29 protein-coding genes and 1 pseudogene are annotated in these 26,351 nt (G+C 71.9%); 12 read left to right on the forward strand and 18 right to left on the reverse strand.

What is annotated here, in order from left to right; genetic code table 11:
- The first annotated feature begins 76 nt into the window (after nt 1-76).
- The 3 genes from ACZ7JA_RS31835 (at nt 77) to ACZ7JA_RS31845 (ending at nt 1,780) form a co-directional block, all read left to right on the forward strand.
- Nucleotides 77-709, forward strand: coding sequence for a lytic transglycosylase domain-containing protein (locus ACZ7JA_RS31835; protein ID WP_389450529.1), 633 nt, complete (start codon nt 77-79; stop codon nt 707-709).
- A gap of 85 nt (nt 710-794) precedes the next feature.
- Nucleotides 795-1,292, forward strand: a complete 498-nt coding sequence (locus ACZ7JA_RS31840; protein WP_470811816.1) for a hemerythrin domain-containing protein — start codon at nt 795-797, stop codon at nt 1,290-1,292.
- A gap of 95 nt (nt 1,293-1,387) precedes the next feature.
- Nucleotides 1,388-1,780, forward strand: coding sequence for a DUF2267 domain-containing protein (locus tag ACZ7JA_RS31845; protein ID WP_470811818.1), 393 nt, complete (start codon nt 1,388-1,390; stop codon nt 1,778-1,780).
- Between the two features lie 60 nt (nt 1,781-1,840).
- Here ACZ7JA_RS31845 and ACZ7JA_RS31850 read toward each other — a convergent pair whose 3' ends face one another.
- Complete coding sequence (locus tag ACZ7JA_RS31850) at nt 1,841-2,266, reverse strand: DUF6003 family protein (RefSeq protein ID WP_389450533.1); 426 nt, start codon at nt 2,264-2,266, stop codon at nt 1,841-1,843.
- 388 nt (nt 2,267-2,654) lie between these two features.
- Here ACZ7JA_RS31850 and ACZ7JA_RS31855 point away from each other — a divergent pair, with 388 nt between their 5' ends.
- A complete protein-coding gene (locus tag ACZ7JA_RS31855; protein ID WP_351669352.1) occupies nt 2,655-3,011 on the forward strand; it encodes an alpha-amylase in 357 nt (118 codons plus the stop codon).
- 10 nt (nt 3,012-3,021) lie between these two features.
- Here ACZ7JA_RS31855 and ACZ7JA_RS31860 read toward each other — a convergent pair whose 3' ends face one another.
- Complete coding sequence (locus tag ACZ7JA_RS31860; protein ID WP_351669354.1) at nt 3,022-3,351, reverse strand: helix-turn-helix transcriptional regulator; 330 nt, start codon at nt 3,349-3,351, stop codon at nt 3,022-3,024.
- Nucleotides 3,352-3,466: 115 nt separating this feature from the next.
- Between ACZ7JA_RS31860 and ACZ7JA_RS31865 the strand changes: the two genes are divergently transcribed.
- A complete protein-coding gene (locus ACZ7JA_RS31865) occupies nt 3,467-4,000 on the forward strand; it encodes an STAS domain-containing protein (RefSeq protein WP_389450539.1) in 534 nt (177 codons plus the stop codon).
- Here ACZ7JA_RS31865 and ACZ7JA_RS31870 read toward each other — a convergent pair.
- Nucleotides 3,922-5,616, reverse strand: coding sequence for a RecQ family ATP-dependent DNA helicase (locus ACZ7JA_RS31870; RefSeq protein WP_470811822.1), 1,695 nt, complete (start codon nt 5,614-5,616; stop codon nt 3,922-3,924). The genes ACZ7JA_RS31865 and ACZ7JA_RS31870 overlap by 79 nt on opposite strands.
- Before the next feature lie 156 nt (nt 5,617-5,772).
- A complete protein-coding gene (locus ACZ7JA_RS31875) occupies nt 5,773-6,699 on the reverse strand; it encodes an SDR family oxidoreductase (RefSeq protein WP_351669520.1) in 927 nt (308 codons plus the stop codon).
- 282 nt (nt 6,700-6,981) lie between these two features.
- Here ACZ7JA_RS31875 and ACZ7JA_RS31880 point away from each other — a divergent pair, with 282 nt between their 5' ends.
- Entirely contained in the window at nt 6,982-7,311 is a 330-nt protein-coding gene (locus ACZ7JA_RS31880; RefSeq protein ID WP_351669360.1) for a WhiB family transcriptional regulator, read from the forward strand.
- Nucleotides 7,312-7,516: 205 nt separating this feature from the next.
- Here the strand turns inward: ACZ7JA_RS31880 and ACZ7JA_RS31885 are convergent, their stop codons facing one another.
- The 6 genes from ACZ7JA_RS31885 to ACZ7JA_RS31910 form a co-directional block, all read right to left on the reverse strand.
- Entirely contained in the window at nt 7,517-7,903 is a 387-nt protein-coding gene (locus ACZ7JA_RS31885) for an SRPBCC family protein (protein WP_389298302.1), read from the reverse strand.
- Nucleotides 7,904-7,955: 52 nt separating this feature from the next.
- Nucleotides 7,956-8,219 (reverse strand): HU family DNA-binding protein, encoded by a 264-nt coding sequence (locus tag ACZ7JA_RS31890; RefSeq protein WP_470811824.1) that lies wholly within the window; start codon nt 8,217-8,219, stop codon nt 7,956-7,958.
- Between the two features lie 766 nt (nt 8,220-8,985).
- Nucleotides 8,986-9,300, reverse strand: coding sequence for a hypothetical protein (locus ACZ7JA_RS31895; protein WP_450752883.1), 315 nt, complete (start codon nt 9,298-9,300; stop codon nt 8,986-8,988).
- A 1,125-nt stretch (nt 9,301-10,425) separates the two neighbouring features.
- Nucleotides 10,426-10,650 carry a hypothetical protein gene (locus ACZ7JA_RS31900; RefSeq protein ID WP_351669363.1) on the reverse strand — a complete coding sequence of 75 codons (225 nt, stop codon included), beginning with the start codon at nt 10,648-10,650 and terminating at the stop codon, nt 10,426-10,428.
- Between the two features lie 194 nt (nt 10,651-10,844).
- A complete protein-coding gene (locus ACZ7JA_RS31905) occupies nt 10,845-11,303 on the reverse strand; it encodes a DUF3618 domain-containing protein (protein ID WP_351669364.1) in 459 nt (152 codons plus the stop codon).
- A complete protein-coding gene (locus tag ACZ7JA_RS31910) occupies nt 11,300-11,731 on the reverse strand; it encodes a phage holin family protein (RefSeq protein WP_470811827.1) in 432 nt (143 codons plus the stop codon). Before ACZ7JA_RS31910 ends, ACZ7JA_RS31905 begins: the two co-directional genes overlap by 4 nt.
- 192 nt (nt 11,732-11,923) lie before the next feature.
- Between ACZ7JA_RS31910 and ACZ7JA_RS31915 the strand changes: the two genes are divergently transcribed.
- Nucleotides 11,924-12,412 carry an ATP-binding protein gene (locus tag ACZ7JA_RS31915; protein WP_470811887.1) on the forward strand — a complete coding sequence of 163 codons (489 nt, stop codon included), beginning with the start codon at nt 11,924-11,926 and terminating at the stop codon, nt 12,410-12,412.
- A 56-nt stretch (nt 12,413-12,468) separates the two neighbouring features.
- On the opposite strand, the gene ACZ7JA_RS31920 is transcribed toward ACZ7JA_RS31915, so the two are convergent.
- On the reverse strand, nt 12,469-13,458 hold the full coding sequence (locus tag ACZ7JA_RS31920) for a magnesium and cobalt transport protein CorA (RefSeq protein ID WP_470811829.1): 990 nt from the start codon (nt 13,456-13,458) through the stop codon (nt 12,469-12,471).
- 102 nt (nt 13,459-13,560) lie between these two features.
- Here ACZ7JA_RS31920 and ACZ7JA_RS31925 point away from each other — a divergent pair, with 102 nt between their 5' ends.
- Nucleotides 13,561-14,604, forward strand: coding sequence for a hypothetical protein (locus ACZ7JA_RS31925; protein WP_470811831.1), 1,044 nt, complete (start codon nt 13,561-13,563; stop codon nt 14,602-14,604).
- A 498-nt stretch (nt 14,605-15,102) separates the two neighbouring features.
- Here the strand turns inward: ACZ7JA_RS31925 and ACZ7JA_RS31930 are convergent, their stop codons facing one another.
- From ACZ7JA_RS31930 to ACZ7JA_RS31945, 4 genes are all read right to left on the reverse strand, one after another.
- Nucleotides 15,103-15,675 (reverse strand): hypothetical protein, encoded by a 573-nt coding sequence (locus ACZ7JA_RS31930; protein ID WP_351669370.1) that lies wholly within the window; start codon nt 15,673-15,675, stop codon nt 15,103-15,105.
- A gap of 144 nt (nt 15,676-15,819) precedes the next feature.
- Nucleotides 15,820-16,377: a telomere-protecting terminal protein Tpg gene (gene tpg, locus ACZ7JA_RS31935; RefSeq protein ID WP_470811833.1), complete on the reverse strand. Its 558-nt coding sequence runs from the start codon at nt 16,375-16,377 to the stop codon at nt 15,820-15,822.
- 13 nt (nt 16,378-16,390) lie between these two features.
- Complete coding sequence (gene tap, locus ACZ7JA_RS31940; RefSeq protein ID WP_389298313.1) at nt 16,391-18,592, reverse strand: telomere-associated protein Tap; 2,202 nt, start codon at nt 18,590-18,592, stop codon at nt 16,391-16,393.
- Between the two features lie 298 nt (nt 18,593-18,890).
- Entirely contained in the window at nt 18,891-19,796 is a 906-nt protein-coding gene (locus tag ACZ7JA_RS31945; RefSeq protein ID WP_470811835.1) for a LysR family transcriptional regulator, read from the reverse strand.
- A gap of 137 nt (nt 19,797-19,933) precedes the next feature.
- Between ACZ7JA_RS31945 and ACZ7JA_RS31950 the strand changes: the two genes are divergently transcribed.
- Nucleotides 19,934-20,752: an inositol monophosphatase family protein gene (locus ACZ7JA_RS31950; RefSeq protein WP_470811837.1), complete on the forward strand. Its 819-nt coding sequence runs from the start codon at nt 19,934-19,936 to the stop codon at nt 20,750-20,752.
- A gap of 38 nt (nt 20,753-20,790) precedes the next feature.
- The gene (locus ACZ7JA_RS31955; RefSeq protein ID WP_470811839.1) at nt 20,791-21,387 is read left to right on the forward strand and encodes an NADPH-dependent F420 reductase; all 597 of its coding nucleotides are present in this window, start codon (nt 20,791-20,793) and stop codon (nt 21,385-21,387) included.
- A gap of 432 nt (nt 21,388-21,819) precedes the next feature.
- Here ACZ7JA_RS31955 and ACZ7JA_RS31960 read toward each other — a convergent pair whose 3' ends face one another.
- Nucleotides 21,820-22,353 (reverse strand): GNAT family N-acetyltransferase, encoded by a 534-nt coding sequence (locus ACZ7JA_RS31960; protein WP_470811841.1) that lies wholly within the window; start codon nt 22,351-22,353, stop codon nt 21,820-21,822.
- Between the two features lie 314 nt (nt 22,354-22,667).
- Nucleotides 22,668-24,452, reverse strand: coding sequence for an FUSC family protein (locus ACZ7JA_RS31965; protein ID WP_470811843.1), 1,785 nt, complete (start codon nt 24,450-24,452; stop codon nt 22,668-22,670).
- Nucleotides 24,453-24,465: 13 nt separating this feature from the next.
- Here ACZ7JA_RS31965 and ACZ7JA_RS31970 point away from each other — a divergent pair.
- Nucleotides 24,466-24,870 (forward strand): annotated as a pseudogene (locus ACZ7JA_RS31970) (PucR family transcriptional regulator); the annotation flags it as partial.
- Between the two features lie 51 nt (nt 24,871-24,921).
- Nucleotides 24,922-25,302, forward strand: coding sequence for a DUF2267 domain-containing protein (locus ACZ7JA_RS31975; RefSeq protein ID WP_389450606.1), 381 nt, complete (start codon nt 24,922-24,924; stop codon nt 25,300-25,302).
- 127 nt (nt 25,303-25,429) lie between these two features.
- Here the strand turns inward: ACZ7JA_RS31975 and ACZ7JA_RS31980 are convergent, their stop codons facing one another.
- Nucleotides 25,430-26,320: a LysR family transcriptional regulator gene (locus ACZ7JA_RS31980; protein WP_470811845.1), complete on the reverse strand. Its 891-nt coding sequence runs from the start codon at nt 26,318-26,320 to the stop codon at nt 25,430-25,432.
- Nucleotides 26,321-26,351: the final 31 nt, after the last annotated feature.

Below are 26,351 nucleotides of genomic sequence, written 5' to 3' on the forward strand. Positions count from 1 at the left end.
GGCAAGCGGACGTCACGACGGCCCAGCCGGGGCGGGGTGCCGCATCCGTCGAGGAGAACAGGGAGAGTGGGCAGGGATGACGCGGGAAACGATCGCGGCGGCGGAGTACTCGTCCGGGCCGGCCGACCGGGACGACGTCCCCACTCCGTCGCTGCGGCCGGGCGGGTACGACCCGGGCGACTACGCCGCGCTCGTCGTGGACAGCGCCGAGGAGGCCGGGATCTCAGCGCTGCTGCTGATGGGCGTGCTGCACAACGAGGCGTACAAGCCGCACCATCCGCTGCTGGAGCGGCTGTGGCACTGGTGGAAGCCCGAAGCCTCTTTCGGCGTAGCCAACATGCACCGGGCGACGTTCGAACAGGTGCGGCGCGCACACGGGCTGACGGGCCGGTGGAAGGACCTGCGCGACGATCCCGCGTTCGCCGTGCGGGCCGCGGCCCTGCACCTGAAGGACCTGGACGGGCGGCTGCCCGAGCGGCACGTGCGCCGCTACCGCCGGGACGAACTGCTCGCCCTGGGCTACAACGCCGGTGAGCGCAACATGCTGGCCTTCGCCCGAGGCGTGCCCCCGGGCCCCATGGCCCGGTCCTATCTGCGCCGGCTGCGGGCCAACCGCCCCCGCTCCGCCGAGGTCCTCGCGTCGTACGCCGGCCGGGGCGCCGGAGCTCTCGAAGCCGCGACGGCGGTGCCGACCACCGACCTGGCGTGATCCGGCAAACGGGGCATAATTAACATCCCTGTCGGGAGCGGGGGTAACGGGATGTGAAAGTCACTCCGACAAGGAGGCGCATCCCATGACACCGACTCAGGACGTCGTCGAGAGGATCCTCGAGGACCACCGGACGATGGAAGACCTGCTCCGCCTGATGCGCAGCACGGAGGCCGACCGCCAGGGCGCGCTGCACGACTTCGCGCACCTGATGATCGCGCACGGGGAGGCCGAACAGGCGTCGGTCCACCCCGTTCTGCTGTCCTTCGAGGACGCCGACACCGTCGAGCACGTCGAGGCCGCCCACCAGGAAGCCGTCAAGGTCCTCTTCGCGCTCCTCCAGGTGCGCCGCATCGGCTCCGCCGAATGGGACTGGAGGCTCCAGCAGTTGGCCTCCGTCACCGCCCGCCACACGGACGCGGAGGAGCGCACCCTGGTCAACCGGGTGCGGCAGAACCTCAGTCGGCGGTGCCGGGAGGAACTCGGCGCCGGATTCGCCAGGACGGAGGCCGAGTTGCTGAACGCGCGCTGCGGCAGCGTCGCCAACGTCCACCGCATGGTCCACGACGCCGCACCCGTGTGATGTCCGGTCCGCTTCGAGAGGACCCGGCGACCGGACAGGACGGGCCGCCGCGGAGCAGAGGACCACGACAGAGGGAACCACGACAGGAGGCTGTCATGAACTGGACCCTGGACACCTTCCTCACCCAGGTCGCCGAACGCGCGGGCTACGACAGGCCGCAGCAGGGAGCGAGGGCCGTGCGGAACGTGCTGGAGGTCCTCGGCGCCCACCTGGTGGGCGACGACCGCACGGACCTGGCCGCGCTCCTGCCCGGGGGCTGCGGAGCACTGCTGACCTCGAGCGAGCCGGCCAGCGAACCGCTGACCCCGGCGTCGTTCGTCGAGGCCGTGGCCGACCGCAGCAACGAGGACCTCGACGAGGCCCGGCGCGAGATCGACGCCGTGCTGCCCACGCTCGCCGAGCTGGCGGACCAGGCCCTGCTGCGCCGCCTGCTCACCCAGCTGCCGCCGGGCCACGCCGGCCTGTTCGGTCGCACGGACCCCGGATGACCGCCCCGGGCGCCGCAGCCGCGCGCCCGGGCGTCCCCGGCTCCGCGCGCGGGCGCCCGGTCAGTCGCCGACGGACTGGACGATGTCCCGCGGGTCCAGTCCGGTGAGCTGCGCGATGCGCGGCGCGGGAATTCCGGCGGTGAGAGCGCGGTGGACCAGCGACTGCCAGTCCTGTGTGGTGTCCCGGAAGGACAGCAGCTCCGACTCCAGGTCCGTCACGGACTGGGGCGCGCAGGCGTGCTCCACCCGCAGGGTCTCCTCCTCGCTGAGGGGGACCGGCAGCCGCTCCGCCTCCTCCGGTACGAGCACCTCGGCCCCGGCCGGCAGGATCCTGACGTGCTCGGAGGAGGCGGGGATCCCGTGGGCGTGCAGCCAGCCCAGCACCGCGGGGCTGTCGGCACACTCCAACTCGCCGACCGCGGACAAGGCCGCACCCAGACGCGGATGACGCTCCGGGAGAACGAACAGCAGGGCCTCGTCGGCCATGGTCGGCACCTCTCTCACAACAGCTGGGCAGGGACCCCATCCCTATCCCCTCCCCAGTCGATGTGCCCGCATCGCCATCGCTCACTCACTCCGGAGACTGGCGGACTGATCGCCTGTACGCATTCCGGGGGCCGGGTTCCAGGACAACCGCGGGCGGCGGTTCCTTGCAGGCGGCGCGGCGCGCCGCCGCGTCCGGCGGGCCGCCGCCTGCCGAGACGCGGACGAGGCTCCCGCCCGGCCCCGAACCGGTTGAAGCGCGATGGACTCCGACGGCGGCCTCGTCGGGCGTCCGCCGATGTCACAGCGTTTCACCGCCGCAAGCCGGCGGTGCCCGAAAGACGTGCTCCGCGTTGCGCCGAGAGCCGGGTCGTTGCCAGGCTTCCCCGGCATGGAACCCACGAGCGAAGCCCTGCGAAAGCCGTCCCGCGGCGGGACCCTGACGGCCGTGTGCGCGGCCTCGCTGACCCTCGCCGCCTCCCTCGCGGCGCCGAGCGCGGCCGCGGCACCGTCGGCCGCGCCCGAGTCGGCCACGCCCGCCCCCTCCTGCGTGGCGATGTACCAGAGCTGGCGGTACACCGAAGCCGCCAACGACTGCGCCGAGCCGGTGACCGTGATGGTCGTCTACCAGGACGGCTCGGCGAGCCTGTGCGCCACGCTCGCCCCGCTTGCGGTCAGGACCGTCGGCGAGGGATACCTCGGCGAGCACGGCCGCGCCGACCGCCTCGAGACGTGCGAGCCGTCCTGAGGGCCGGCGCCTAGTCGGCGGCCACCGTTCGGTCCGCCTCGTCCTGGGCGAGCAGCGAGAGCAGCGAGGCCACGGTCAGCCCGATCCCCGCCTCCGCCGGGTGGCGCAGGACCCTGCTGGGGTCGATCCGGTAGGCGTTGCTGCGTCCCTGCCGGGTGTGGGAGAGGTATCCGTCCTGCTCCAGGTCGGTGATGATCTTCTGCACCGCGCGTTCGGTGAGGCGGCAGTGGGCAGCGATGTCGCGGATACGGGCGTTGTGGTCGTCCGCGATGGCGGCCAGTACGCGGGCATGGTTCGTGAGGAACGTCCATCCGCTGTGTGGCTCGGGCACTCCATCCATGGCTCGAGTTTACTGGCCGAGGCTTCACGCATCCAAAAACACGTACTTTATTTCCGGCATCGACTGACGTACTTTGGATCTCGAGCAACGCGTCGATCGGATGACGGAGGGAGCCATGCGCGAGCCGGCCCATCACGGAGAGCCCCGTACGGTGCGAAGCTGCCCCTCGGCGGGCGCGGACGACGGCCGTGGTCCGGTGCCGACCGGCCTCGTGGTCGTCGCCTACGCGTCGAGCGGATGCCGCACCCGGGTGACCGTCCGTGGCGAACTCGATCTCAACGCCGGCCGGCATCTGCACAGCCAGCTCCACACCGCGCTCACCGACTCGGCCTGCGGCCTGGATCTTGACCTGAGCAGGCTCGACTTCTGCGACTGCGCGGGCCTCGGCGTCCTGCTGGGCCTGCGGCAGCACGCCCGGCGACAGGGCAAGACGCTCACGGTGAGCGCCGTCGGCCCGGCCGTCGACCGGCTGCTCGACCTCGTCGGCGCCCGGGAGCTGTTCACCGCCCCGCACACCTGCCCGGTGACGGCCTCACGGCCGGTCGCGGACCGGCGCCACCCGGCCGTCGATCACTCCTCGCCGCTCCCGCTCATCACCGTGAGCAGCTGTTCCCGGCCGGCCAGGGCGTCGAGGGAGAGCGTTCGGTAGCCGACCTCGTCGAACAGCACGGTGATGCGGTCCCCGTCCTCGCTCAGCACGGTGCCGCGACCCCACTGGGCGTGCCGCACCGGCGCCCCGGCCGGATACGCGCCCGCGTGCGACGGCTGTGCGTCGTACGCCGCATGGTCGCCGTCGGCCTCCCGCTCGTCGCACACGTCGCAGTTGCCGCACGCCGGCCCGGACTGCTCGCCGAAGTAGCCGAGGAGGAAGTGCCGGCGGCAGCCGGTCGCCTCCGCGTACGCCCGGGCCATGTCCACCCTCGACCGGTCCATCCGCTTGTGCGCCTCCGCGCTGTCCGCGGCCCGTCGCACCGCGCTCGCGGGCTTCATGCCCGAGGCCGGCCGGATGGCGCCCGAGCCGTCCGTGACCACGGCGCCCGCCTCCTCCAGGAGGTTCACGGCCGTGGTCACCCGGGCCCGGGACATGCCCACGTCGTGCCGCAGCCCATCCAGGTCCGGGGGATCGCCGGCGCTGTCGTGGACCGCCCGCACGACCTCGCCCACGGACTCCGGCCTGACCGTGCGGCTGCTGAAGTACGCCTGCATCCCCGTGTCCTCGGCCCGGTAGTGCAGCACGGCGAGGGCGGGCCGCCCGTCGCGGCCGCAGCGCCCGATCTCCTGGTAGTAGGCGTCCAACGAGCCGGGCAGGGAGGCGTGCAGCACGAACCGCACGTTCTCCTTGTCGATCCCCATGCCGAAGGCCGAGGTGGCCACCACGACGTCCGTGTCGCCCGCCAGGAACGCCTCGTGCACGCGCCGGCGTTCGGCGGCGCGCAGGCCCGCGTGGTACGCCTCGGCGGCGAGACCGAGGGAGGCCAGTTCCTCGGCGTACGACTCGCTGTCCTTCCGTGTCGCCGCGTAGACGATGCCCGGCTTCGGGGCGGCGGCGGCGTCCTCGACGACCACCCGCCGCCGCTCGGCGTCGTCCAGGTGGCGGCGCACCTCGAGCCGGATGTTGGGGCGGTCGAAGCCGGTGACGAGCCGGCGGGGCCGGTCCATGTCCAGCCGTTCGACGATGTCCTGCCGCACCGGCGGCGCGGCGGTCGCGGTCAGCGCGAGCACGGGCGGCCGGCCCAGACGCCGTGCCGCCTGGCCGAGGCGCAGGTAGTCGGGGCGGAAGTCATGGCCCCAGGACGACACGCACTGGGCCTCGTCCACCACGAAGAGGCTGGGGCGGACCTCGGCCAGCCGGTCCACGACCTCGTCGTTGGCCAGTTGCTCGGGAGACAGGTAGACGAAGCGCACCGAGCCGTCCCGGACCGCCTCCCAGGCGGCGTCGGCCTCTATCGCGCTGAGGTCGGAGTTCACGGCCACCGCGCCCGGACCGCGGTCGCCGCCGGGCAGTCCGGCGATCTGGTCCCGCTGCAGCGCGAGCAAGGGTGAGACCACCACCACCGGCCGGGGCAGCAGCAGGCCGGGAACCTGGTAGACGGCCGACTTGCCGGATCCGGTCGGCATGACGACGAGGGCGTCCCGGCCCTCCAGGACCCACCGCATGGCGGTGAGCTGCTCCGGACGCAGCTCGTCCCAGCCGAACACCTCGGCCGCCGTCTCCCGCAGACGCCGGGTCGACCGGCCGCCCGTCCGTCGTCCTTCATCCGTCATGGCTCGCAGCCCATCCATCCGGCGGTGCACAGTGCGCCGCTCGACGCGGCGCTGCTCCGGGTGACCTGGTGCGTTCCCCGCAAACGCGGTCCTGTGACCGGGCGGGGCCGGGACACCGGGCGCCGGCCGCACCGGTGTCAGACGGCGCCGGCAGTCCTACGGCCGGCCGGGACGGCGATCGGCGGACCGGTAGGCGTCCCAGTCGGCGCGGCCGCCGGCGCCCAGCACGGCGAGATCGGCCGCCAGCTCGGAGGGGGAGTGGCGCCGCAGTTCGCGCCGGCTGATCCGGGCCACGACGGCCGGGAAGAGCGGCCGCAGCGGCTGGCACCAGCGCAGCCAGGGCGGTGAGTAGACCGAGTGGGCGCGTCGGACGATCCCGGCGGCGAGCCGCTCGGCGACCTGGTCGGGGGTGTCGACGCGGCGCGCGAAGCGGGGCTGGTTGCGGCGCAGGGCGCTGAGGACGGGGTGATCGTCGATACCGGCGACCATGTCGGTGCCGGTCCAGTGCAGGTACGCGACACCCACGCCGATGCCGTCGGGTTCGACCTCGCCGCGCAGCGCCAGGGCGAACGATTCCGCGCCGGCCTTGGAGGCGCAGTAGGCGCTCATCATGGGAGCGGAGCCGAAGGCGGCCGTGGAGGCGATCTGCAGGAAGTAGCCGTGCGTACGCGCCAGCTGGCCGAGGAAGGCCCTGGCGGTGTTGGCGGCGCCGACGAGATTGACGTCGACGACCCGCTGCCACAGGTCGGCCGGAGTGTCGGCGAACGGGCCACCGGCGGCGATGCCGGCGTTGGCCACCACCACACTCGCCGGACCCAGTTCCAGCTCCACCCTGCGGGCGGCGCTTTCGAGCGCCGCGCGGTCGGTGACATCGGCCTCGACGCAGAGCGTCCGGTTCGGCAGCGAGCCGGCCGCCTGGGCGAGGGTCTCCTTCTCACGTCCGAGCAGCGCCACGCTCATCCCGGCGTCGGACAGGTGACGCGCCAGGGCCTCACCCACTCCCCGCGCGGCCCCGGTCACGACCGCGACCCGCCCGCGCAGAGGTGCGTCGGCACGGGGTCGGTGCCCGGCCGCGACGAAGATCTCACGCACTTCCAGCCCTCGTTCCCGTAGGCGGAATCGGACGCCCCGCCCGAGCTCACATACCCGGTCAGGTCGTCCTGATTCGCCCTGCCTGGTCCATTCGTGGCTTTTCGTGCGCGTTCCTCGACTTCACTCCACCGAACTCTCAGCGAGTGCCAGGAGCTACTACCGCAAACCGGGCATGCGCCATTATTCTGGACCGAACCTCTGCCGGGCCTGCGACGTGATTCCTCGCCGCAGCCGCCCCCGACTGCCAGCAGCCGGGCCTAGCAGAGGTGCCCCATGACCGGCTTCCTTCCCCCGCACCCGGACCGCTCCGACTGGCGTGACCAGGCCGCATGCGTAGGCGAGGACCCCGAGGTCTTCTTCCCGCTCGCCGACTTCTCCGCCCCCGGTGCCGAAGCATCCCTGGCACGGGCCATCTGCCGACGGTGCCCCGTGATCATCGCCTGCCGCACCTGGGCGATCGAGCAGGGGGAGGACGACGGCATATGGGGTGCGACGACGGCGGTGCAGCGCCGGGCCATCCGACGGGCTTCGCCGGAGGCCGGCAGCCGTGGCCGACGCCGGTCCCGCGCCCCCACGGACGATCCGCTGGAGGAGGCGGGCTGACGCAGCGCCGGGCCGACGCTGCCGGGCGCATCGGGCGCGTCAGCCAGGCTCGCGCCGACCGGGTCAGGCCCGCGCCGGTCGGGGTCGGGGCCGCACCGGCCGGGTTTCGCCCGCGCTGGCCGGGTCGGGGCCGCGCCGGCCGGGGTCGGGGCCGCGCCGGCCGGGTTTCGCCCGCGCCGGCCGGATCAGGCCGCGCCGGTCGGGGTCAGGGCCGCACCAGGCGGCGCAGGGCAGCCCGGGCGAACGGGGCATAGGCCAGCAGGACCGGCCACGGGCCGTGCATCGTGAGGCTGGTGATGCTGCCGTGCCCCTGTCCCCGCACGTCATGGCGCAGCCGGAGCCTCGTCGGTCCCAGACGCACCCGCCAGGTCCATGTGCGGTGGGCCTGGTCGACGGACTCGACGAGGAAGGCGACGCGCAGGCCCACCACCGACTCCACCGTCCCGCGCATGCCGGCGGCCAGCCGACGTTCGGGCGTGTGCACCGCCCTGATCTGAGGGGACCACGACGCCCAGCGGTCGACGCACGCGTAGCGTCGCCAGACCGTCTCCGGGCGGGCCCGGCCCGCGGCCCGCAGGGTCAGGCGCCCCATGGCGGATCCGTGCGGCGCGGTGCCGGGGAGGCTGTCCGTGCGGTGCCGGTCGTCATCCGGTGCGGTCCTGCAGGTACTCGGTGAGGGCCTTGCCGGGCCGGAACGAGGCCGCGCCGTCGGCGACGTGGAAGCTGCCGAAGCTGCCCAGGGTGACCGTCTCGTGCGCCTTGAGCGCCTCGGCGATGGTCCCGGCGTGCTCCACCGTGCCGAACAGGGTGTCGAGAACCCGGCCGATGTCGTCCGCGGCGAGCTGCCCGCCGTCCGCGCGCTCGGCATGGCGGCGGGCGGTCATTTCGGTGAGCTTCGTCTTGTCCATGCGCTCAGTCCTCGTCGTGTCCCGGTGATGGTGCTCGGCGCTTCCACCATCGCGGGGCGTCGGCCCGGCCGCATCTCCGTCCGGGCGCTCGGGTGCGCCTGGACCGGTCACGTTCCGCCGGCACGACGCACCCCGGACGCCGCGGCGCCCGGCCGAGGCTGAAGTGGCCACGAACCGGGGTCGGCAACAGCGGTCCCACCTCGTGACGTGGAAGGCTGCTGGCTACGGGTTGGCTCCAGCATCGCCGGCTGTCAGGCAACTCGGATGGTAGGGAATCCGTCACGCGGAGCTCATCGCCGACCATTGGGCCAATCACAGGGCCTCCGCGTCCAGTACCGGACCACGACACGGGTCGGCTCGCCGGCGGCTCGTCCAGGTCGAACGGGAACTGAGCGATCCAGCGCGGGTGCCGCGACGACAACGCAGCGTCCTCCCCAACCGGGATCCTCCCGTACAGCCGGACAGCTCCCAGGTCACCACGGTGGACGCGCCGATCTCGATCAAGGGGTCCATGCCGAACCCGGCGCGAGCCACGGACTTACGGCGATCGCCGCGATGGCGAGGACGGCGATGCCGCGCTGTTGGGCATCGGCCTGTCGAAGACAAGACGCCCACATCACCGGTGTCCAACTTCCCCCAGGCGCCAAGGGGCCCCGGACCGATCACGGTCCGGGGCCTTCGGCATCAGCGAGGGGGACCACCCACGTTCGGGCCGCAGGATCCCGTCACCATGCGGCGCTCTGCTTGGGCTCCGCCCGTTGCCTCGTCACGGAGGTGTGGGCATCTGGGTGAAGGTGCACGGCACCGTGAGCGGCTCGGTCGCGGTGCACACGCCCTGGAAGACGGTGCCGGTCGCGGTCAGCACGCTGACGTAGACCTGGTTCGCGCGTGTCGCCAGTGTGGCGTCGACAACGTTGGTCGGGCCGCCCACGAACTGCCAGCCGCCCACAGGCTGAGGAGCCGAGGGCGGCGTCTCTCTGACCGTCAGGACATACACCCGCCCGTCACACACCACCGAGAGGTACTTGTCCGGATCCTGCACCGCCGAGTCGATGTCGAAGCATCCCGTGGGTACGGGCACGGGCTTCGGACAGTCGTGCCCGTTCTCGCACCCTCCAACGGGTGCGATGCCTACGCGGGTGGTCGTGTCGCCTGCTGACCCGGGCTGCTTCGCAGCATGCGCTGCTCCGACTCCGGCGAACGTCACAACGAGTGCGGCGGCCAACGAGGCGGCAACCCTGCGCTTCTCTTTCACCCTATGCGCTCCCTTCTCCAGTGAAACTGGCTTGCGCCTGCTTGTGGGGAAAACACACCAATTTATGCCCAGGCCACGCCATCCATGCCGCGGCGCGCACAGGTTTCACTCGCATGCGTGCATGGAACGCCCAGCCCGCCGACACATCGATAAGAGACGGACAGGGGCGAGGCGGACATTGACGGCTGGCCCCCCACCCCGCTAGCACCCAGATGTTCCTGCAGGGGGCCTACCGTGCCCGCCGGACGGCGATCGACTTCCGCGCCTTTAGCATCCCACTGACCCCGAGCCGCGCTCCCCAGGAAAACCCCCGCCGTGTGGCACGGCGAGTGGCCCAGGAAGAGGTCGGTCGCTTCCCGCACCCGCCTCCAGCAGCCGGTCCGCCGCACCCAGTGGCGTCTGGACTATGGGGCCAGTGCCGTGGACCGGGCCCTGCAGTACGCCAGGGTCGCCGGCCGCATGAACGAGGCGCGTGCCCGGGAATGGGCAGGACGCCCGAAAGTCGCCAACCGCCGGGCTTGATGGCGGACGCCGAAAGTTCCCCGGACGTGGACTTGGCTGCATGGTCCACCGACATCACGCTCAGTGGCGCCACAGAAGGGGCGAACCTCGGTCGAGGCTGTGCGCGACGGGGTGCAGCGGCTGGTACAGGGGCAGTTCGTTGCCGGTGGGGAGACGCAGAGGCCCGGTCCGCCTCAGCATTTTGGGAGTAGAGGATCACGTGTGCGCCTGAGAGCATCCCCTGAAGCTCGCATGCCCATCGTCGATATTGAGGACACCGCGCCCCGCGCCTGTCATGTCAGACGCCACTTCATTCCGCAGAGTTTTGCGGCCGGCCGCCTGCCGTCCTCGGGGCCGAACAAGGCGTCTACGAGCCCGTTCAGTGAGGCTGGCCTTCGGGTTGCCGAAGCGAGCCGTCGTGCCGCCGGAGTGCCGCTGCCGAAGCGGCCGTCAGACCGTGCCGGTGGCGAACAGTTCGAGGTGCCCGCACTTGGGGCACCGGTACGCCTCTATCTGTCGCCGGGGCCGGCCCAGCCGCTTGGCGCCCCCGAAGATGCCCCGCTCCAACGCGCCCTCGATCCAGCGCGCGTACCCGCGCGAATGCTCGCCGGCGTCCTCGATGAAGCCCTCCACCAGGCCGACGGTGCCGCAATGGGTGCACGCGTAGTCATTCATGGGCGCGAGTGTAGGCATTGGCGACGGCCGGGCAGGGCGTGTCGCCGGACGGGCGGGGCCGGCAGAAGTCGCCGGCCCCGCCCGTGAGTCGTGAGATCGCCGGTCAGCCCTGCCGGGTGCCGCTCGGGCAGCGGAGGCCGGCGCCGGGGGCGGCACCGGCCGCCCCGGAGGCGATCCCGGACGACGTCAGCGCGTCATCCCTTCCTGCGGCACATCAGCCACAGCACGGCGGCCGCTCCGGCGGCGGCGAGCACCAGGCCCCGGTTGTCCCGCGCCATCCGTGCGCCCCGGGCCGTCCTGGCCCGCACCGGCTCGGGCACCTTCTCCTCCCACAACTGGCCTGCCTGCCCGGCCACTTGTGCGGCCTGCTCGCGGACCGGATCGGGCAGCCGGTCCTGCACGCGCGACACCGCCTGGGCGGCCGCGGCCCTGGCCTGCTCGGCCCTGAGCACCGCCTGCTCCTTCAACTCGCCCGCCTTGACGGCGGCCTGGTCCTTGACCTCCGCGGCCTTCTCCTTGGTGCGGGCCTTGACGTCCGTCTTGGCCGCGAGCGCCTCCACCGTGTCTCCGAGTTCCTGGCGTGTCTGCTCGACCTGCTCGCGCAGCTCCTCCGGGGTCTCGGCGGTCGGCTCGTCGTGAGGCGGCTGGGTCATCGGTGTGCACTCTCCTTGATCTCGGCCACGTCGGCCTTCACGTTCTCGATGGTCGCCTCGGGCGCGGGCGGCGCGGCCTCGGCGAACTCCTTCTTCCCCGTCAGCGCCATCACCACCACGATCACCGCGAGGACCGCGGTCACGATGAGGCCGGCGGCCCACACCGGCAGCGCCACCGCCAGCCCGGCGATCGCGGTGGCGACCAGGGCCTCGAGCATCAGGAAGCCGACCAGGCCGGCGCCGCCGAACAGCCCGCCGCCCTTGCCGTACTTCTTGCCCTTCTCCTTCATCTCCGCCTGTGCCAGGCGCAGTTCGCCGCGCACCAGCTCCGTCAACTGCTGCGAGGCGCGCTGCACGAGCTCGCCCACGGGCTCCGATCCCGTCGTCTCGCTGCCCGGACCCTGGCGCGGCTGTGTACTGGACGACAAGGCGATCACCTCCTCCGTACTGGATTCCGTCCTCCGAAAGCGCACCCGAGCGCCCCGGTGAGCGCGCGGGTACCCCGAACGGACCAGTTCAGGACCCCGATTTCCTCCACGGGACGGATCCGGCACAGGGGTCTCCGGCGTCACTTCACATAGACGCGGGTATACGCGCGAAGGACGAACGGGGTGCAGAAGATGACCGCGATGGAATCATCGCCCGTGGGCGAGGACGGCGTCACGCCGGGGGAGCGGGCCGTCCGGACCGCCGTCGCCCTGGACACGGACGGCGCCGACATAGCCCAGGCCCGGCACATGGCCGTCGACTTCCTCACCCGGGTCCGGGCCGAACACGGGCTGCCCGTCTCCGAGCGCGCCGTCGACCTCACCCGGCTGGTGGTCAGCGAACTGGTCACCAACGCCCGCAAGTACGCCCCCGGCCCGGTGCTGCTGGACCTGTGCGTCGTCGGCGACTCCGTCGAGGTCGTGGTGTGGGACTCCGACCCCGAACTCCCCACGGCAAGGGCGGCGGACGCCGGCCGGGTGGGCCAGCACGGTCTGGAGATCGTCATGGCCGTCGCCCAGGACTTCGAGGCGCAGCGGCAGCCGGTCGGCAAACGCATCACCGCGCGCATCGCGCTGTTCGACGACCCCGGCGCCGCCGCACCCGGAGCCCCGCCCCGGTAGTGCGGCCGGCCCTCCGAGGGCCGGCCCGCCTGGCCGGTGCTCACTCAACCTCCCTGTCACAGCCAGCCGTTGCGCCGGAAGACCCGGTACAGCAGTCCCGACCCGAGCAGCATCACGCCCAGCGCGCACGGGTAGCCGTAGCGCCAGTCGAGCTCCGGCATGTGGGCGAAGTTCATGCCGTATATGCCGGCGACCACCGAGGGGACGGCGAAGATGGCCGCCCAGGCGCTGATGCGGCGCATGTCGTCGTTCTGCCAGACGCCCACCTTCGCGAGATGGGCGTCCAGGACGGAGCCGAGCAGATCGTCCAGGGCGCGGACCTCGGCGTCGGTCCGGGCGAGGTGGTCGGTGACGTCGCGGAAGTACGGCACCATCTGCCTCGGCCAGTCGTCCCGCGCCCTGGTGAAGAGCTCCATGACCGGCACCAGCGGCTGCACGGCGTCGCGGAACTCCACCACCTCGCGCTTGAGCGAGTAGATCCGCTCGGTCAGGTCCTCGCGGGCGGGTGAGAACACGCACCGCTCCAGTTCCGTCAGGTCCGTGCGCACCTGGACCGCTGCCTGGGCGTAGGCGTCGACGATCACATCGGTCACCGCGTGCAGGACGGCGGCGGGACCGAGCCGGGCCATCTCGGGCTGTTCCGCGAGCCGGCGCGCTGCCTCCACGGTCGGATCGTCCGCACCGTGCCGCACGGTCAGCGCGAAGGACGGCCCGAGGAAGATCATCACCTCGCCGGTCTCCACGTCCGCGGTCCGCTCGACGAACCACAACGTCTTCACGGCGACCGCCAGCACGTCGCCGTACCGCTCCTGCTTCGGCCGCTGTCGGGCCTGCACCGCGTCCTCGATGGCCAGTGGGTGCAGCGGCACGTACTTGCCCAGTCTGCGCAGCTCCTCCTCGCCGGGTTCGTCCATACGGATCCAGGCGAACTCGTCCGGCCTCAGCTCGGCCAGACGCTCCAGAGCGGCCTCGCCCCCGCCGGCCGCCCGCCCGCAGTCGATGTTCTCGCCCTCACCCGTCTTCTCCTGGTAGATCACGCACTCCATGCCCCATCGAGTGCTTCCGCCGCCGCATTCCATGCGCCCGGAGCGGAATCTGACTCAAGATCCTGTTGTCGTGCGGGAACGGGTTCGAACAGGCTCGCGGCCATGAGACCTCTTCGACACATCGCCCGGGGCGCAGGCCTGGCCACGGCCACGGTCGCCGCGCTGGCCACGCCCGCGTCCGCGGCCACGACCGACCTCGGCACCCTCCCCGGCGGGACGCAGAGCAGCGCCACCGGGGTCAACAGCGCGGGCCTGACGGTGGGCTGGGCCCGTCTTTCCGCCACCACCTACGCCACCCGGTGGAACGCGCAGGGCACGATCACCCGGCTGACCGGCCCGCGGGGGAGCACCGGAAGCCAGGCGTTCGCCGTCAACGACGCCGGTGTCGTCGTCGGCGACGCGACCGGCGGCAACGGCAAGGTGCCGGTGCGCTGGAACACCGACGGCACGGTCACGGAGCTCGGGGCGCCACCGGGCGGCAAGGGCGGCGTGGCCCGGGCCGTCAGCGGCAACGGGGTGATCGTCGGCGAGACCTACGACGCGACGAGCGGTCTCACCCGGGCCGCGCGCTGGAACCCCGACGGAAGCAGCGCCGTCCTGCCCGCGCTGCCGGGCGACAGACAGGCATGGGCCCTCGGCGTCAACGGCTCGGGCGTGGCCGTGGGCGTCTCCTTCAGCCCCGACCTCCGCCTGCGAGCGGTGCGGTGGGATCCCGACGGCACGGTGCGCGAGTTACCCCCACTGCCCGGCGACACGGCCGGCCGGGCAGGCGGCATCAACGACGACGGGGAGATCGTCGGCATGTCCGGGCTCAGCACCCCGATGGGACCGACCCGGCGGACCCCGGTGCGGTGGAAGGCAGACGGAACGGTCACCGCCCTGCCGGTGCTCAGCGGCGACGACGGCGGCGAGGCACACGCCGTCGACGACCTCGGAGCCGTCGTCGGCGAGTCCACGAGCGGCGGTCTCAACCCACGTGCCGTGCGATGGAGTTCCGGCGGCACCGCGACTTCTCTCGGCGCGCCGGCCAACAGCAAGAACGCGTGCGCACCGGCCGCGGTCGATGCGGGCGGCGGCACCGTCGGCCAGTGCGGCGTCAACGACCCCCAGGACGCGAGCCTGTTCCACGCCGTCCGCTGGAACTGACGGCGCACGCGGCGCACCGCTCGACGTCTCCCCGAGCGGTGCGCCACGAAGGTCCCCCGCCTCCCTGAGCTGCTGACCCAGCTTCTCCGGTGGCGCGCCCTCACCGTACGCGTCTTGGGCGGCGCCATCGGCCGTGAGACCGAGGCAGGAGCGCGCCGGCCCGACCGCTCGGGACAGCAGCGCTCCAGCTCCTCCACACCGTGGCCCCGCCGGCGAGCCTTCTGGATGACGGATACACCGCCGTCCTCATGCTGTGCGCCCTGGCTCAACGCCTGTGCCTGAGCCGCTCCAGCGTGCAACCTTCGATGTCCTCGACGTCCTCGTGTGAGGCGAGCGGCCCACGCTGATCCCCGCTGTGGCGTGAGCCCCTCCTACGAGCCGCGCCCGCGGGCGTAGCTCCCGCTCGACCACCGGCACGCAGCAGGCGGCGTAGGTCGTCTCCCTGGCTTCGAGGGCCGGCCCGGTGCGAGGCTGCGCGGGCCCCCTCGTTTGTGTGAATCAGCTCGCAGATGCTGCCGTCGAGTCAGCACTTCCAGCCGTGGTCGCGTCACTCTGCTGGGCTTGCCGGCGGGCCTCTGCGAGGCGATAGCGCAGTTGGATCTCGATCACGCGCTCGCCCACCAGCATCCACGGTGCGTTCATCAGCCGGTACATGGGGAACGAGGCGACAGCGACAGCGCCCGCTCCAACGACGAACAGGCAGGCACTTGCATGTCCTGGGTCCGCTGGGCGCTTCGGGTCCGCAAGCCACGCCAGACAGATGATCGTGACCGCCGCCTGAGCCACCATGATCGCCGCCCAGAGGAAGCCGGCCGCCCATCGGACAGCCACTTTCATCATTCCGAGTCCGATGCCTACGGCGTGGGTCTCCACCACCCTTCGTATCGTCGCTCGACGGTCGTCGACGGAGAGATCCAGCAACGGCAGCAGTTCCGGCTCAAGTTCCCGCACTAAGTGCGCGACCCACCCCTGAATGGCTCTCTGGTAGGCGGTGACCTCCAGGGCTGCGGCGATCAGGATCACGGGAGCTACGGCGGCGGTTGTCGTGGCGAACGGCTCAGTCATCTGCACGCCGCTGATCCTGCTCGTCACCACCGGATGGACCAGCGGTCTTTACGAAAGGCTGACCGTCCGGGCTGTGGGTCGATCACGGCCCCACGGACCACCGATATGGGGCGCCCCGCTGCATCGGTGCCTGTTCGGCGTCTTGGCCGGCTACAGCTCGAACTCCAGGTTGAGGAGATTTGTGAGTTCGACTTCGAGGCCGTGGGCGCGGCGGCCGTTGTCGCGGAAGTAGACCTCGCCGAGGGCTTCGGCGGCGATCTGGCGGAGCTGTTCCTCGGTGGATCCGGCTTCCCGGGCTTGAAAGAGGCGTGCGGCGTGATCGGGTGGCAGCGCGAGGGTGAGGTGCCGTACGCGCGCGTCGTCGGTGCTGCCGGGAGCGGCGGTGTACCCGAATCGGGCGCGGACGTCGATCATGATGCCGGCGGTGGTGGCCGCGGTCTTCTTCGCCTTGGCCCGAATCTGCGGCTGCCAGCGTGAGCGAACCTCACGCTCGAGGCGGTCGGCGAGTTCAGGGCGGGGCCTTTTGAGCTGGTTCTTCACGTAGCGTTCGACGGTCCGCTGGCTGATGCCGAGCAGCTCGGCCACGCGCCGAGTGCTGCGCTGATGCTGCTTGACCAGGTAGCGCATCTGCGCTCCTGCGGTCTTCGGGATGGGGCGCGTGAACGCGCCCTGGACCGCCTTGTCGAGTCCTTCGCCGATCGTGGCCATCGCCGTAACTGCCCTATTCTCCGGTGTCCTTGGCGGTGATCTCGCCGGTCTTGATGTAGCGAGCGAGGTTGGCGACGTGGCCGTCGCCGGCCAGCTCCTCGAGCACGTTGGCTCCCCACAGCACGCTCTGGGTGCCCTCGTGCTTGACCATGCCGGGGGAGACGCCGAGCCGGAAGGAACCGGGCACAGTCTTGCCGGCGGCGTCGTAGGGCAGGACATCCAGCGGGCTGGGGCCGTCGGCGGCGTACACGGCGCAGTCCGAGAGGACCGCGACCGGATACCGTCCGGTGGCCGCGGCCAAATTCAGCATCTTGCGGTGCATGTTGATCCGGGCCCGGGAGATGACGGTGGCGCGGATGTCGGGACGCCACGTCGGCCGTGCGAGGGCGGGCCACGCCTGTCCGGGCTTCCATCCGCCGCCGCGTGCCTTCTCCTGCAGCTTGCCGATGCCGCCCTTGACGGTCATCTTGACGGCGCTGAGAACGAGCGCCAACTCCGGATCACGGGTCTTGTAGCCGTCCATCGCCTCCAAGAAGTCGGCGGGAGACAGCTTCTCCGAGACACCCAAATCCGCCATGGTCGCGACGTAGGCGTCCCGTAGCCGCGTGTACCAGCCGTCCAGGAACCGGCCGCTCTCGCGGCGCACCCACGCCTCGAGCGGAGCGACGTCGTAGCCCAGCTCGAGGGCATAGGCCACGGTGGGGGTGGCGTACCAGGCGGGGCCCTCGGGCGACTGGCCGGTCGGTGTGAACGGGCTGGGCAGCAGATCACCGTCGAGGTCGCGCCACTGCTTGCCGACCTTCACCCGGCCCAGGTCGACGTGGGAGAGGTCGACCAGCCACGAGCCGGGCAGCGCCGCATCGAAGGTCGGGTTGGTGACGTGCACGGGCGGCGACGCGAGGCCGACGACGGCGCCGTTGGCGGCCGCGCCGAAGGCGAGATTGACGTCGATGCCGACCAGGTGGCTTTTCATGCACTCCTCGTCGGTCAGGTCCCTGGCCCAGTCATAGGCCTCCTCGAACAGGCGCTCGCCGGGGCCCCGCACATGGAACCGTGGAAGGCCCGCGAGGACGGGGTGCCCGTCGGTTGCCTCGCACGGTGCCGGGTCCAGGGGCTCCGTACCCAGCGAGCCGGGCCGGTGCTCGCGGTGCCGCTTGCCGTCGGCGTCCGGTTGGCTGGCGCGGGTCGGCGGGTTGAGCGCGGTCATCAGCTGCAAGCCCGTCACCGCGGTGGACCCGACCGGCGTCATGACCCTGGCCGCGTAGACGCCCAGCACCCGGGCGAGCTCCGCGGGCTCCAACTGCGCGGCATGCCCCCAGGCGCGGTCGTCCAGGGCGTGCCAGGAGGGGATGCACAGCTGCACGCACCGTCGACGACCCCCTTGAACGGGCCGGTAGATCCGCGCCCACGGCCCCAGCCCCCGCTTGGTCAGCTGCCAATCCGCCCGTTGCAGCTGCTTGACGACCTTGTGCCCCTCTGGGAGTCGCCCGGCGAGCCGCTCCTCGTGCGACAGCGACGCAGGCAGACCGTAGCGTTCACACGCCGCCGCGGTGAGCACCAGCAGCGGATCGGCGTCCTTGCCCGAGCCGTGCAGCCGCTCCGCCCCGAGTTGCGCCTCGGTCAGCGTCCACTCAAGCAAGGCGGACAGGGACTTGGCGGGCACGTCCACGGTAAGGCCGCCGACACCGTAGCCGGTCACATTGCGCTCGGCATCGGCGTCCAGAACCAGCAGCGGACCGTGCGCATACGCGCTGCCGGCCGCCGGCGAGTTCACCGGGGCCGCCTTCTTCGCGCCCGGGCGGCGCGACGTCGTCGACGGCCGGGCGGCAGGCGCCGGACGGGAGGTGGCTGCCCGGGCTGCATCGGACGCGGTCGGGGCCGCGGCCAAGGGCTCTGGGCCTGTCAGCGCGGTCGGAGCCTTCGACACTGCGCGGGGTGCGGTTGGCGCCGCAGCGGTGTCTTCCTGAGGTGCGCCAGCGGGATAGAGCTGTGTGAGTTGCTCGAGCAGGCGCGCGTACGCCTCCCGCTGCGGGGGCCGAGGCTCCGTTTTGCCCGCCTCCCAGTCGCCGACGGTCGCGCGTCGCACGCCCAGGGCGGCGGCCACTTCATCAAGGGTGAGCGCATGAGCCTGACGCAGCCGCCTACGCTCTGCCGGCGGCGGCAGCGGCGACCGAGACGCCACCAGTGCGTCCACCGCGTCGAACAACTCGGACATGAAGCACCTCCGGCCCCACCTTAGACCTGGAACAGTCATGATGCGTCCATTCAGCGTACGAACACCGTGCATACGTGGTCGGCGGGCCGGACCGCAGCGGGGGACGGTCCGCGACGGTGGAAGCATGATGGCAACCGCCGCCTACACAGCCCCGCCGGCAGCTGCGACGTTGACGACCGACCCGGCGCTCTGCCTAACCGGTGCTCCGCGAGGCTGATCGGGTCGAGGAGCGGCTACGGTGGCCGGCCCCGCGCCACCGAGGCGGTCGCGTGGACGACAGCGGCCGTACGGCGCCGATCTATGACGCCCCGCGCATGGTCAGCGCGGTCCGCGCCAGCCCGCGCAGCCAGGCGTGGGCGAGGTCGGTGTCGTAGCGCTGATGCCACGACAGATAGACCGGTGCGAGAGGTAGTTCGAGCGGCAGGGGGAGCACGGCCAGGCCGAGGTCCGCGACCGTGGATCGAGTGGTGGCTTCGGGGACGCTGATCAGGAGATCGGAACCGCGCGCGAACTCCAGCGCGGCCGCTTCCGTGGGCGCGGTCGCCACCACCCGGCGGGTGAGGCCGAGCCGCTCGAGGGCGTCATCGAGGGCATTGCCGAGGTTTCCCCGCCGCGAAACGGTGACGTGCTCGGCGGCGGCGTACTGCCGGGCGGTGACGGTCCTGCCGCGGGTGAGGGGATGCCCCTGCCGCAGGACGATCACGAGGGGGGACTCGCCCACCTTCTCGGCGCGGATGTCCGGTGCGCTCGGCCGGTTGGCGTTCGCCTCCAGGTCCACCTCACCGCGCCGCAACTCCGGTGTGTCCGTGCTCGACTCCGCGACGAAGCGCAACCGCACGCCCGGCGCCTCCGCACGTACGGCCGCGAGCAGTGCGGGGCCGCTCAAGGCGACCAGGGAATCGTGCCAGCGGAGAGTGAAAGTGCGCTCCAGTGTCGCCAGATCGAGTTCACGGCTCGGCGCCAACACTCCCTGGACCTGGTGGAGCAGCTCGTGCACCTGCTCCCGGACGGAGATCGCGTACGGCGTCGGGGTCATCGTGCGGCCGGTGCGCACCAGGATCTGATCTCCCGTGGTACGCCGGATGCGGCCCAGGCTCCGACTCATCGCGGGGGCGGTGACATGGAGGCGTGCGGCCGCCCCGGCCACACTGCCTTCCTCCAGCAGCGCGTCGAGCGCGGCCAGCAGGTTCAAATCCAATTGCATGCGAGTAATCCTAGCCGTGCTTTACATGCATTTGAGGTTAATCACGGGGCTGTATACCGTCGAGAGCAGAGCGCAGAACAGCGCCCACCGCACGGCCCGAACGACCTCATCACCCCCTGCTCACAAAGGAGTTCACCATGCCCGAAACACTTCGGACCGCAAACATCACCGCCACCGGCGCCGACCTGCTGGACCAGACGGCGATCGCCGTGCGCACGGCCGGATCGGCGCTGCGCGAGCGCTTCGGGGAGGTGGTCAGCCACCAGAGTCGCGAGGAGTTGATGCGCGCGCTCGCCGCCAATGACGACACGGCCCTCGCCATCCTGCGCCCCCGCCTCACGCACCTGCGCCCGGACGCCGGGTGGGTGGAGGACGAGCTGGACGGCGGGGCGCTGCCGCCCGGCGAATGGTGGGTCGTGGACCCGGCCGAAGGCAACGTCAACCACCTGCACGGCCTGCCGGAGTGGGCGGTGACCGCCACCCTCGTGCGCGACAACCAGCCGGTGCTCACCGCGGTCCACCTGCCGTTGACCGGCGAGACCTACACCGCGCTCACCGGCGCGGGCGCCTACTTGGACGGCCGGCCGCTGCGCGTCTCCCGGACCGCGGACCTCGCCCTGAGCATCGTGGCCACCAGCCAGGCCCGGCCCGACGAGGACGACGACGTCGTACGGCGTGTCGGCTCCTCGATCACCGCGATGCTCTTCGACGCACTCGTCGTCCGCACCTCCGTGCCCGCGACCCTGCACCTGCTGCACGTGGCCGCCGGCCGGATCGACGCCTTCTGGCAGTTCGCCGGTGCCCGCGCGGACCTGCTGCCCGGGGCGCTGCTCGTCACCGAGGCAGGCGGACAGATCTCCGACGCCGAGGGCCGCCCCTGGACCCCGCGCAGCGACAGCTTCCTGGCGGCCGCGCCCGGCGTCCATGCCGGGGCCGTCGCCACCCTCTCCCGCTGACCGCACCACGACCGCACGTTCGAAGGGACCAGACCACCATGCGCACGATCGCAGTTCTCGGAAAGGGCCGCGTCGGCCGCAACCTCGCCGCAGCCCTCACCCGGGCAGGGCACGAGGTAAGAGTGGCGGACCGTACGCAGGGCGCCGCCGCCGACGCCACCCGCACGGCCCAGATCGTCATCAACGCAACCCCCGGCGCCGGCTCGCTGGACCGGCTCACCGCCCTGCGCGAGGAACTGCGCGGCAAGATCCTCGTCGACGTCTCCAACGCCACCCTCGACGGACCGGACGGACTGCCCGCAGACCTGCTCTACCCCGGCTCGAGTCTCGCCGAGCAACTTCAGGAAGCGCTCCCCGAAACACGCGTCGTCAAGACACTCAACACCATGCTCTTTCCGGTGATGACCGCTCCGGCCACACTGACCCGGTCGCCCGACGCCTTCCTTTCCGGCGAGGACCCCCGGGCCAAGCAGGCCGTCCGCGAACTCCTCGTGAGCCTCGGCTGGCGCACGGAGTGGATCACCGATCTCGGCGGCATCCGGACCGCCCGCGCCACGGAGGCCGCGATCCTGTTCGTACCGCACGTGATCCGGGCCGGCGGATTCGCGCCTTTCGCGATCTCGATCGCCCGCTGATCCGCACGCAGGGCACCGCCCTCCAACCGCCGGTCCGGTCATGTGAGTTGTCGCCCTCCAACCGCCGGGCCGGTCATGTGAGTTGTCGCCCTCCAACCGCCGGTCCGGTCATGTGAGTTGTCGCCGCGACGAATTCCGGGCGACAGCCTTCCGTCCCAAACCCCGTGCCACCGTGCCGAGTTCCTGCGGGAGCGAGGGACTCCCCGGCACCCGGCGCCGCGCCGCCCGGCGTTCACCGGGGCACGCGGTCCTGCGGTCGCCGCGACAGCCGGCGGCCTCGGGCGATGCCCCGGCCAAGCCCGCATGCATCCCGCTCCGTGGGCACAATGTCAGGAAAACACGAGTGCCCTCGGTCTCCGTACCGTCGCGATCAACGCGCTCACGGACGTAGGGACAGTGGTCGGCTGTCTTGATCGACGGCCCGGCCGGGTTTCACGCCTGGAACTCGGTGAGATCGATGGCGTGAACGCGCAGCGGGTAGCCGTACACCGGGTGTGCCGTCTCCCGCTCGGGGACCATGCCGAGCTTGCGGATGACGTTCTCGGAGGCGTTGTCACCCACCCGGTTGATGCTGATGACGCGGTCCAGGCCGCGGTCCTGGAGAGCGAACTCCAGCGTGGCGTGGGCGGCTTCGGAGGCGTATCCCTGGCCCCAGAACTGTGACCCGATCCGCCAGCTGATCGCCACAGCGGGCATCACCTCCGGCAGGAACTCGGGCACGGACAGTCCCGTGAAGCCGATCAGCTCGCCCGAGGCCAGCAGCTCGACGGCGAAGAGTCCGAAACCCTCCTCGTCCCACTCCTCCTCCCATCGCTCAATGTCCTCGGCCGTGTGGTCCAGGTCGTGCACCGAGCCGTCGTCGATCCAGCGCATGACCCGGAGGTCCGCGTTGATGTCCGCCATCGGCGCGAGGTCGTCGTCGTGCCAGCTACGGAGGAGGAGACGGGGTGTGCGGATCTCGGTCATGCGCCCATCCTGCCCAAGGCAAGCGCCCCACCGGTAATCCGGCGCTCACCCGCGCTGCCGCCGACACCCTCGACACGTCCAGCAAGCACACCCGGGGCAAGGAGATCGCCAAGCTGACCACCGGCAAGGACGCACCGCCACACCCGCAGCCCAGACCGCCGTCACACTCGCCGGCACCAAGACCCCCGCCCGCACGCCGGCCACCGCACCGCCGCCCCCGGCCACGCCCCGCCGGCCGGTCACACCGACCGCGCAGCTCGGCCACACCGGCTCTCTGAACTCAGGAGGCGAGGCGCTCCCCGTGGCCGACTTCGTCACCCACGCCGGTGCGATGGCCCTGATCTGTCACCTTGCGTCGCCACCGCGGCCCGCACCCGCTGCTCCTCGCGAGCAGAGCCGACGTCCCGTTCCAGGGGGGTGCGGCTCACGGCTGTCGAGAGGTTGTCCAGGGCCCGTTTCTGCAGTTCCGCTTCGCGCCGCAGGACCGGGCTCCCGTTGCCGGCGGCGGCGTCCTCCCACGCGCGGAGCGCCTCCTCCACGCGTCCCCAGTCCGGATTCCTGTGCTCGCGCACGGCGACTGCTGCCTTCGCGGTGTCCGTCTCCAGGGCCTCGGCGAATCGTTCCGCTCCGGGGACGAAACGGCTGTCGGCCCGCGGGACGTGGCTCTCCATGAGCATCGCTGCCCGGCCGAACCCCTTGAGCGCCTCCTGCGCCTCCTGCGCCTCGCGCGACGTCAGACCCCTGGGGCGGACCGGTTCCTGCCTTGCCCGGTCGTATGCCTCCTGCCAGGCGGCACGTGCCTCCCTGCTCTCCAGCAGTGCCCTGCGCATGCCGGCGTGATGCTCCCGAGTCGGTTTGGCGTAGTTGCGGAGCACTGCGGCCGCGTAGCGGCCGTTGGCGGCGAGCCAGTCCGCAAGCCGACTCGGCAGTCGGGGTGTCTCCCATGCGGGGAACACCACGTACGCCAGCATTGCCAGGGCCCCGCCGAGCAGGGTGAGTACCACCCGCTCCGGGACCGTCTGCTCCCATGCCTGGCCGCCCATGCCGAGCAGGAAGACGACGTACGCGGCGGTGAAGCACTGGGAGTAGGCGTAGCCGGTACGGTTGAGCGTGTACGACAGGCCCGCCGAGACCACCGCCAGCGCGCCAGACACGTGGGCATCCGTGCCCAGGGCCCGCACCGTGCCGGTGGCGAGTGCGACCCCCGCCAGGGTCCCGGCGAAACGCGCCACTGCACGCGCGTACGTCCGGTGAAAGTCCGGCCGCATCACCATCACCGAGGCGATGGGCGCCCAGTAGCCGTGGCCCAGGGGTAGCCGGGCGGCGATCAGATAGCCGAGCGTGGCCACCGCCGCCAGGCGGACGGCGTGCCGGAACACGGGCGAGTCCCGGCGGAGCTCACGGCGGACCGCCCGGACGACGACCGGGACCAGCCGGAGCAGCGTCGGGCGCACCAGGAACTGGGCGCCGGCGGTGCCGGGCGGCGTGGCCGTCCTCCCGTGTGCGCAGCCGCTCCCGGCGATCTCCAACGCCTCGCCGAGCAGTTCCACGAGCCGCTCGGCGGCTTGCCGCGCGGGGCCCTCCAGCACCTCGTGTTCCTGGTCGACGCGCAGGACGTCCATGCTCTCGGGCCGTACCTCGGCGGGCGTGCCGCGTCGGATCGAACGAGCGGCCGCATCCAGGACGTCGGCGGCCGCGTCGAGCAACTCTCGCGCGCGGTCCCGCCCGGGTCCCTCCGCCGGGGCGCCCACGTGCGGGTCGGCGAGCGCCGCGACCACCGGCCGAATGCGCTCGGCGAGTCCCCGAGGGCCGTGCAGGACGGGGGGACGGGTGCGGGCCTGGGACGGCGTCACCGCAGCCGCGTCCCGGGCCGTCATCAACGGCTCCGGGTCGAACGGGGCGGTCGGGTCGTGCCGCAACCGGCGGGCGTAGTCCGCAACGGCGGCCAGGGCGTCGGCGAGGGCGTCACGATGCGCCCCCCAACGCCGGATCGGGAACAGCAAGATCAGCACGGCCTGCGTCACGCCCCCGAGTGCGATGACCCCGGCGTGCTCCAGTGCTCGCCCGACGCTCGTGGGCAAGGTGATGGTCACCAGCATGCTGCCCACGGTCGTCCCCCACCGCTACCAGGAGGCGCTACGCGCCCTGGAAGCGCGCCACCATTCCCGCGAGCGCTACGGCACGTCGTTCTTCGACGAGCTCGGCCTCTATCGCATCCTGGGACCCGGCAGCGGTCGCCGGGAACTGGAGACGTTCGTCCAGGAGTGGCTCGGGCAGCTCATCGACTACGACTCCCGGCACCACGCGACCATGGTGGAGACCCTGTCCCAGTACTTCGACTTCGGCGGCAACTACGACGAGACGGCAGAGTCCCTCGGCATCCACCGCAGCACGCTGCGCTATCGGCTTCAGCGCATCCGCGACATCAGCGGCAACGACCTCGCGAACGTGGAAGACCGGCTGAACCTCCAGGTGGCTACCCGAGTGTGGAAGATCATGCTGGGCGGGCCCGGCTGACGCCGGGGTCCGCGCCGTTCGTCGCAACACAGCAGCGAAGGAGGACGACGCATGGATGAGCAGGACTTCGTACGTACCGTCGCCGAGCGCACCGGGTTGAGCCGGCAGGAGGCGGCGGACCTGACCCGGGCCACGCTCGAGACGCTGGCCCACAGGCTGAGCGCCGGGGAGGCCAGGGACCTGATCACCGAGCTCCCCGAGGGCCTCGCGGAGGCGGTGCGCCGGGGAGCCACGGACCGCATCGAGCGCTTCGGGCACCAGGACGGCGTGCGGCGCGTGGCCGAACGCACCATGCTCAAGGAGGAGGAAGCCGACCGGGGTGTAAGGACCGTACTGGCCGTGCTCCGGGAGGCGATCAGCGAGAAGGAGTTCAACGACCTGATGTCGCAGCTCGGAACGGACTTCTCGCAGGCCATCGAATCAGCCGGGTGACCCCGGGGCCACCCGCGGGATCGCCGTGTGGTCATGACGGCTGGCGTGACCGAGACGTCCTCCGGCAGAGCCGCGTGTTGTCCTGCGGCGTCTCCGACCGCGGTCCGCCGTCGGAGACGCCCGGACGTCACAGGCGGATGGCGTGCAGGTCCACCAGGTCGAGCAGCGCTCCCAGGGCCGAGGTGGGCCGCCGGGTCGACGACGTGCCGAGATGCATGCTCCAGCGGAGCGCGGTGCCGCGCACGTCCAGGACGTGCAGGCCGGGGGTGCGGGCCACGGCGAACTCGGGCAGGAAGGCGATGCCCAGTCCGTGCCGGACAAGTGCCGCCCCCATGTCGATGTCGGGCACTTCCAGTGCCACCCGGCGTACGACGCCCGCTGCCGCGAACGCCTGGTCGACCACCTCGCGGTTGCCGTAGCCCGGCGGGAAGTCCACGAAAGGCTCCCCCGCGAGGTCCGCGAGTGCCACCCTTTCCCGCTGCGCGAGCGGATGGCCGGCGCTGACCACCAGGACGAGCGGCACAGTGGTCAGCTCCCGTGCGTCGATCCCGGCAGGCTTGCGTTCGGGCAGCGACAGGAAGGCCACGTCAAGGTCCCCGCTGAGCAGCGCGTGCGCCAGTCCCGCCGAGCCGGTCGTCGCCAGCCGCAGCCGGACGTCGATCGCGGGATGCCGTGCGTGCAGCTGCCCCAGGAGCGCGGGCAGGTCCACCACCTCGACCGAGGCCATGGCGCCCACGTTCACCGTGCCGCGCAGCGTGTCCTGTGCGGCGCGCACGGCGTCCTGGGCCGCCTGGGCGGCGTGCAGGGTGGCCCGGGCCTCCGGCAGCAGCGCCGCGCCCGCCCCAGTGAGCCGGACCTGCTGCGACGTGCGCTCGAACAGCGCGCAGCCGAGCTCGCGCTCCAGGGAGCGGATCGCGGCGGACACCCCCGACTGCACCACATGCAGCCGACGGGCGGCACGCGTGAAACTCAGCTCCTCGGCGACCGCGATGAAGTGCTCCAACTGACGTAGCTCCACACCACAAGTATCACTCGCATTGCTGGAGACG

Source organism: Streptomyces sp. NPDC038135 (assembly GCF_055601245.1).

What these genes read in the sequence shown, in the direction of transcription:
- ACZ7JA_RS31955 (WP_470811839.1), top strand. Translation starts at nt 20,791, where the DNA reads ATGCGCACGATCGCAGTTCTCGGAAAGGGCCGCGTCGGCCGCAACCTC.
- ACZ7JA_RS31900 (WP_351669363.1), bottom strand. Translation starts at nt 10,650, where the DNA reads ATGAATGACTACGCGTGCACCCATTGCGGCACCGTCGGCCTGGTGGAG.
- ACZ7JA_RS31855 (WP_351669352.1), top strand. Translation starts at nt 2,655, where the DNA reads ATGGAACCCACGAGCGAAGCCCTGCGAAAGCCGTCCCGCGGCGGGACC.
- ACZ7JA_RS31960 (WP_470811841.1), bottom strand. Translation starts at nt 22,353, where the DNA reads ATGACCGAGATCCGCACACCCCGTCTCCTCCTCCGTAGCTGGCACGAC.
- ACZ7JA_RS31850 (WP_389450533.1), bottom strand. Translation starts at nt 2,266, where the DNA reads ATGGCCGACGAGGCCCTGCTGTTCGTTCTCCCGGAGCGTCATCCGCGT.
- ACZ7JA_RS31975 (WP_389450606.1), top strand. Translation starts at nt 24,922, where the DNA reads ATGGATGAGCAGGACTTCGTACGTACCGTCGCCGAGCGCACCGGGTTG.
- ACZ7JA_RS31870 (WP_470811822.1), bottom strand. Translation starts at nt 5,616, where the DNA reads ATGACGGATGAAGGACGACGGACGGGCGGCCGGTCGACCCGGCGTCTG.
- ACZ7JA_RS31865 (WP_389450539.1), top strand. Translation starts at nt 3,467, where the DNA reads ATGCGCGAGCCGGCCCATCACGGAGAGCCCCGTACGGTGCGAAGCTGC.
- ACZ7JA_RS31950 (WP_470811837.1), top strand. Translation starts at nt 19,934, where the DNA reads ATGCCCGAAACACTTCGGACCGCAAACATCACCGCCACCGGCGCCGAC.
- ACZ7JA_RS31925 (WP_470811831.1), top strand. Translation starts at nt 13,561, where the DNA reads ATGAGACCTCTTCGACACATCGCCCGGGGCGCAGGCCTGGCCACGGCC.
- ACZ7JA_RS31845 (WP_470811818.1), top strand. Translation starts at nt 1,388, where the DNA reads ATGAACTGGACCCTGGACACCTTCCTCACCCAGGTCGCCGAACGCGCG.
- ACZ7JA_RS31965 (WP_470811843.1), bottom strand. Translation starts at nt 24,452, where the DNA reads ATGCTGGTGACCATCACCTTGCCCACGAGCGTCGGGCGAGCACTGGAG.
- ACZ7JA_RS31840 (WP_470811816.1), top strand. Translation starts at nt 795, where the DNA reads ATGACACCGACTCAGGACGTCGTCGAGAGGATCCTCGAGGACCACCGG.
- tap (WP_389298313.1), bottom strand. Translation starts at nt 18,592, where the DNA reads ATGTCCGAGTTGTTCGACGCGGTGGACGCACTGGTGGCGTCTCGGTCG.
- ACZ7JA_RS31905 (WP_351669364.1), bottom strand. Translation starts at nt 11,303, where the DNA reads ATGACCCAGCCGCCTCACGACGAGCCGACCGCCGAGACCCCGGAGGAG.
- tpg (WP_470811833.1), bottom strand. Translation starts at nt 16,377, where the DNA reads ATGGCCACGATCGGCGAAGGACTCGACAAGGCGGTCCAGGGCGCGTTC.
- ACZ7JA_RS31885 (WP_389298302.1), bottom strand. Translation starts at nt 7,903, where the DNA reads ATGGGGCGCCTGACCCTGCGGGCCGCGGGCCGGGCCCGCCCGGAGACG.
- ACZ7JA_RS31920 (WP_470811829.1), bottom strand. Translation starts at nt 13,458, where the DNA reads ATGGAGTGCGTGATCTACCAGGAGAAGACGGGTGAGGGCGAGAACATC.
- ACZ7JA_RS31880 (WP_351669360.1), top strand. Translation starts at nt 6,982, where the DNA reads ATGACCGGCTTCCTTCCCCCGCACCCGGACCGCTCCGACTGGCGTGAC.
- ACZ7JA_RS31945 (WP_470811835.1), bottom strand. Translation starts at nt 19,796, where the DNA reads ATGCAATTGGATTTGAACCTGCTGGCCGCGCTCGACGCGCTGCTGGAG.
- ACZ7JA_RS31835 (WP_389450529.1), top strand. Translation starts at nt 77, where the DNA reads ATGACGCGGGAAACGATCGCGGCGGCGGAGTACTCGTCCGGGCCGGCC.
- ACZ7JA_RS31860 (WP_351669354.1), bottom strand. Translation starts at nt 3,351, where the DNA reads ATGGATGGAGTGCCCGAGCCACACAGCGGATGGACGTTCCTCACGAAC.
- ACZ7JA_RS31915 (WP_470811887.1), top strand. Translation starts at nt 11,924, where the DNA reads ATGACCGCGATGGAATCATCGCCCGTGGGCGAGGACGGCGTCACGCCG.
- ACZ7JA_RS31890 (WP_470811824.1), bottom strand. Translation starts at nt 8,219, where the DNA reads ATGGACAAGACGAAGCTCACCGAAATGACCGCCCGCCGCCATGCCGAG.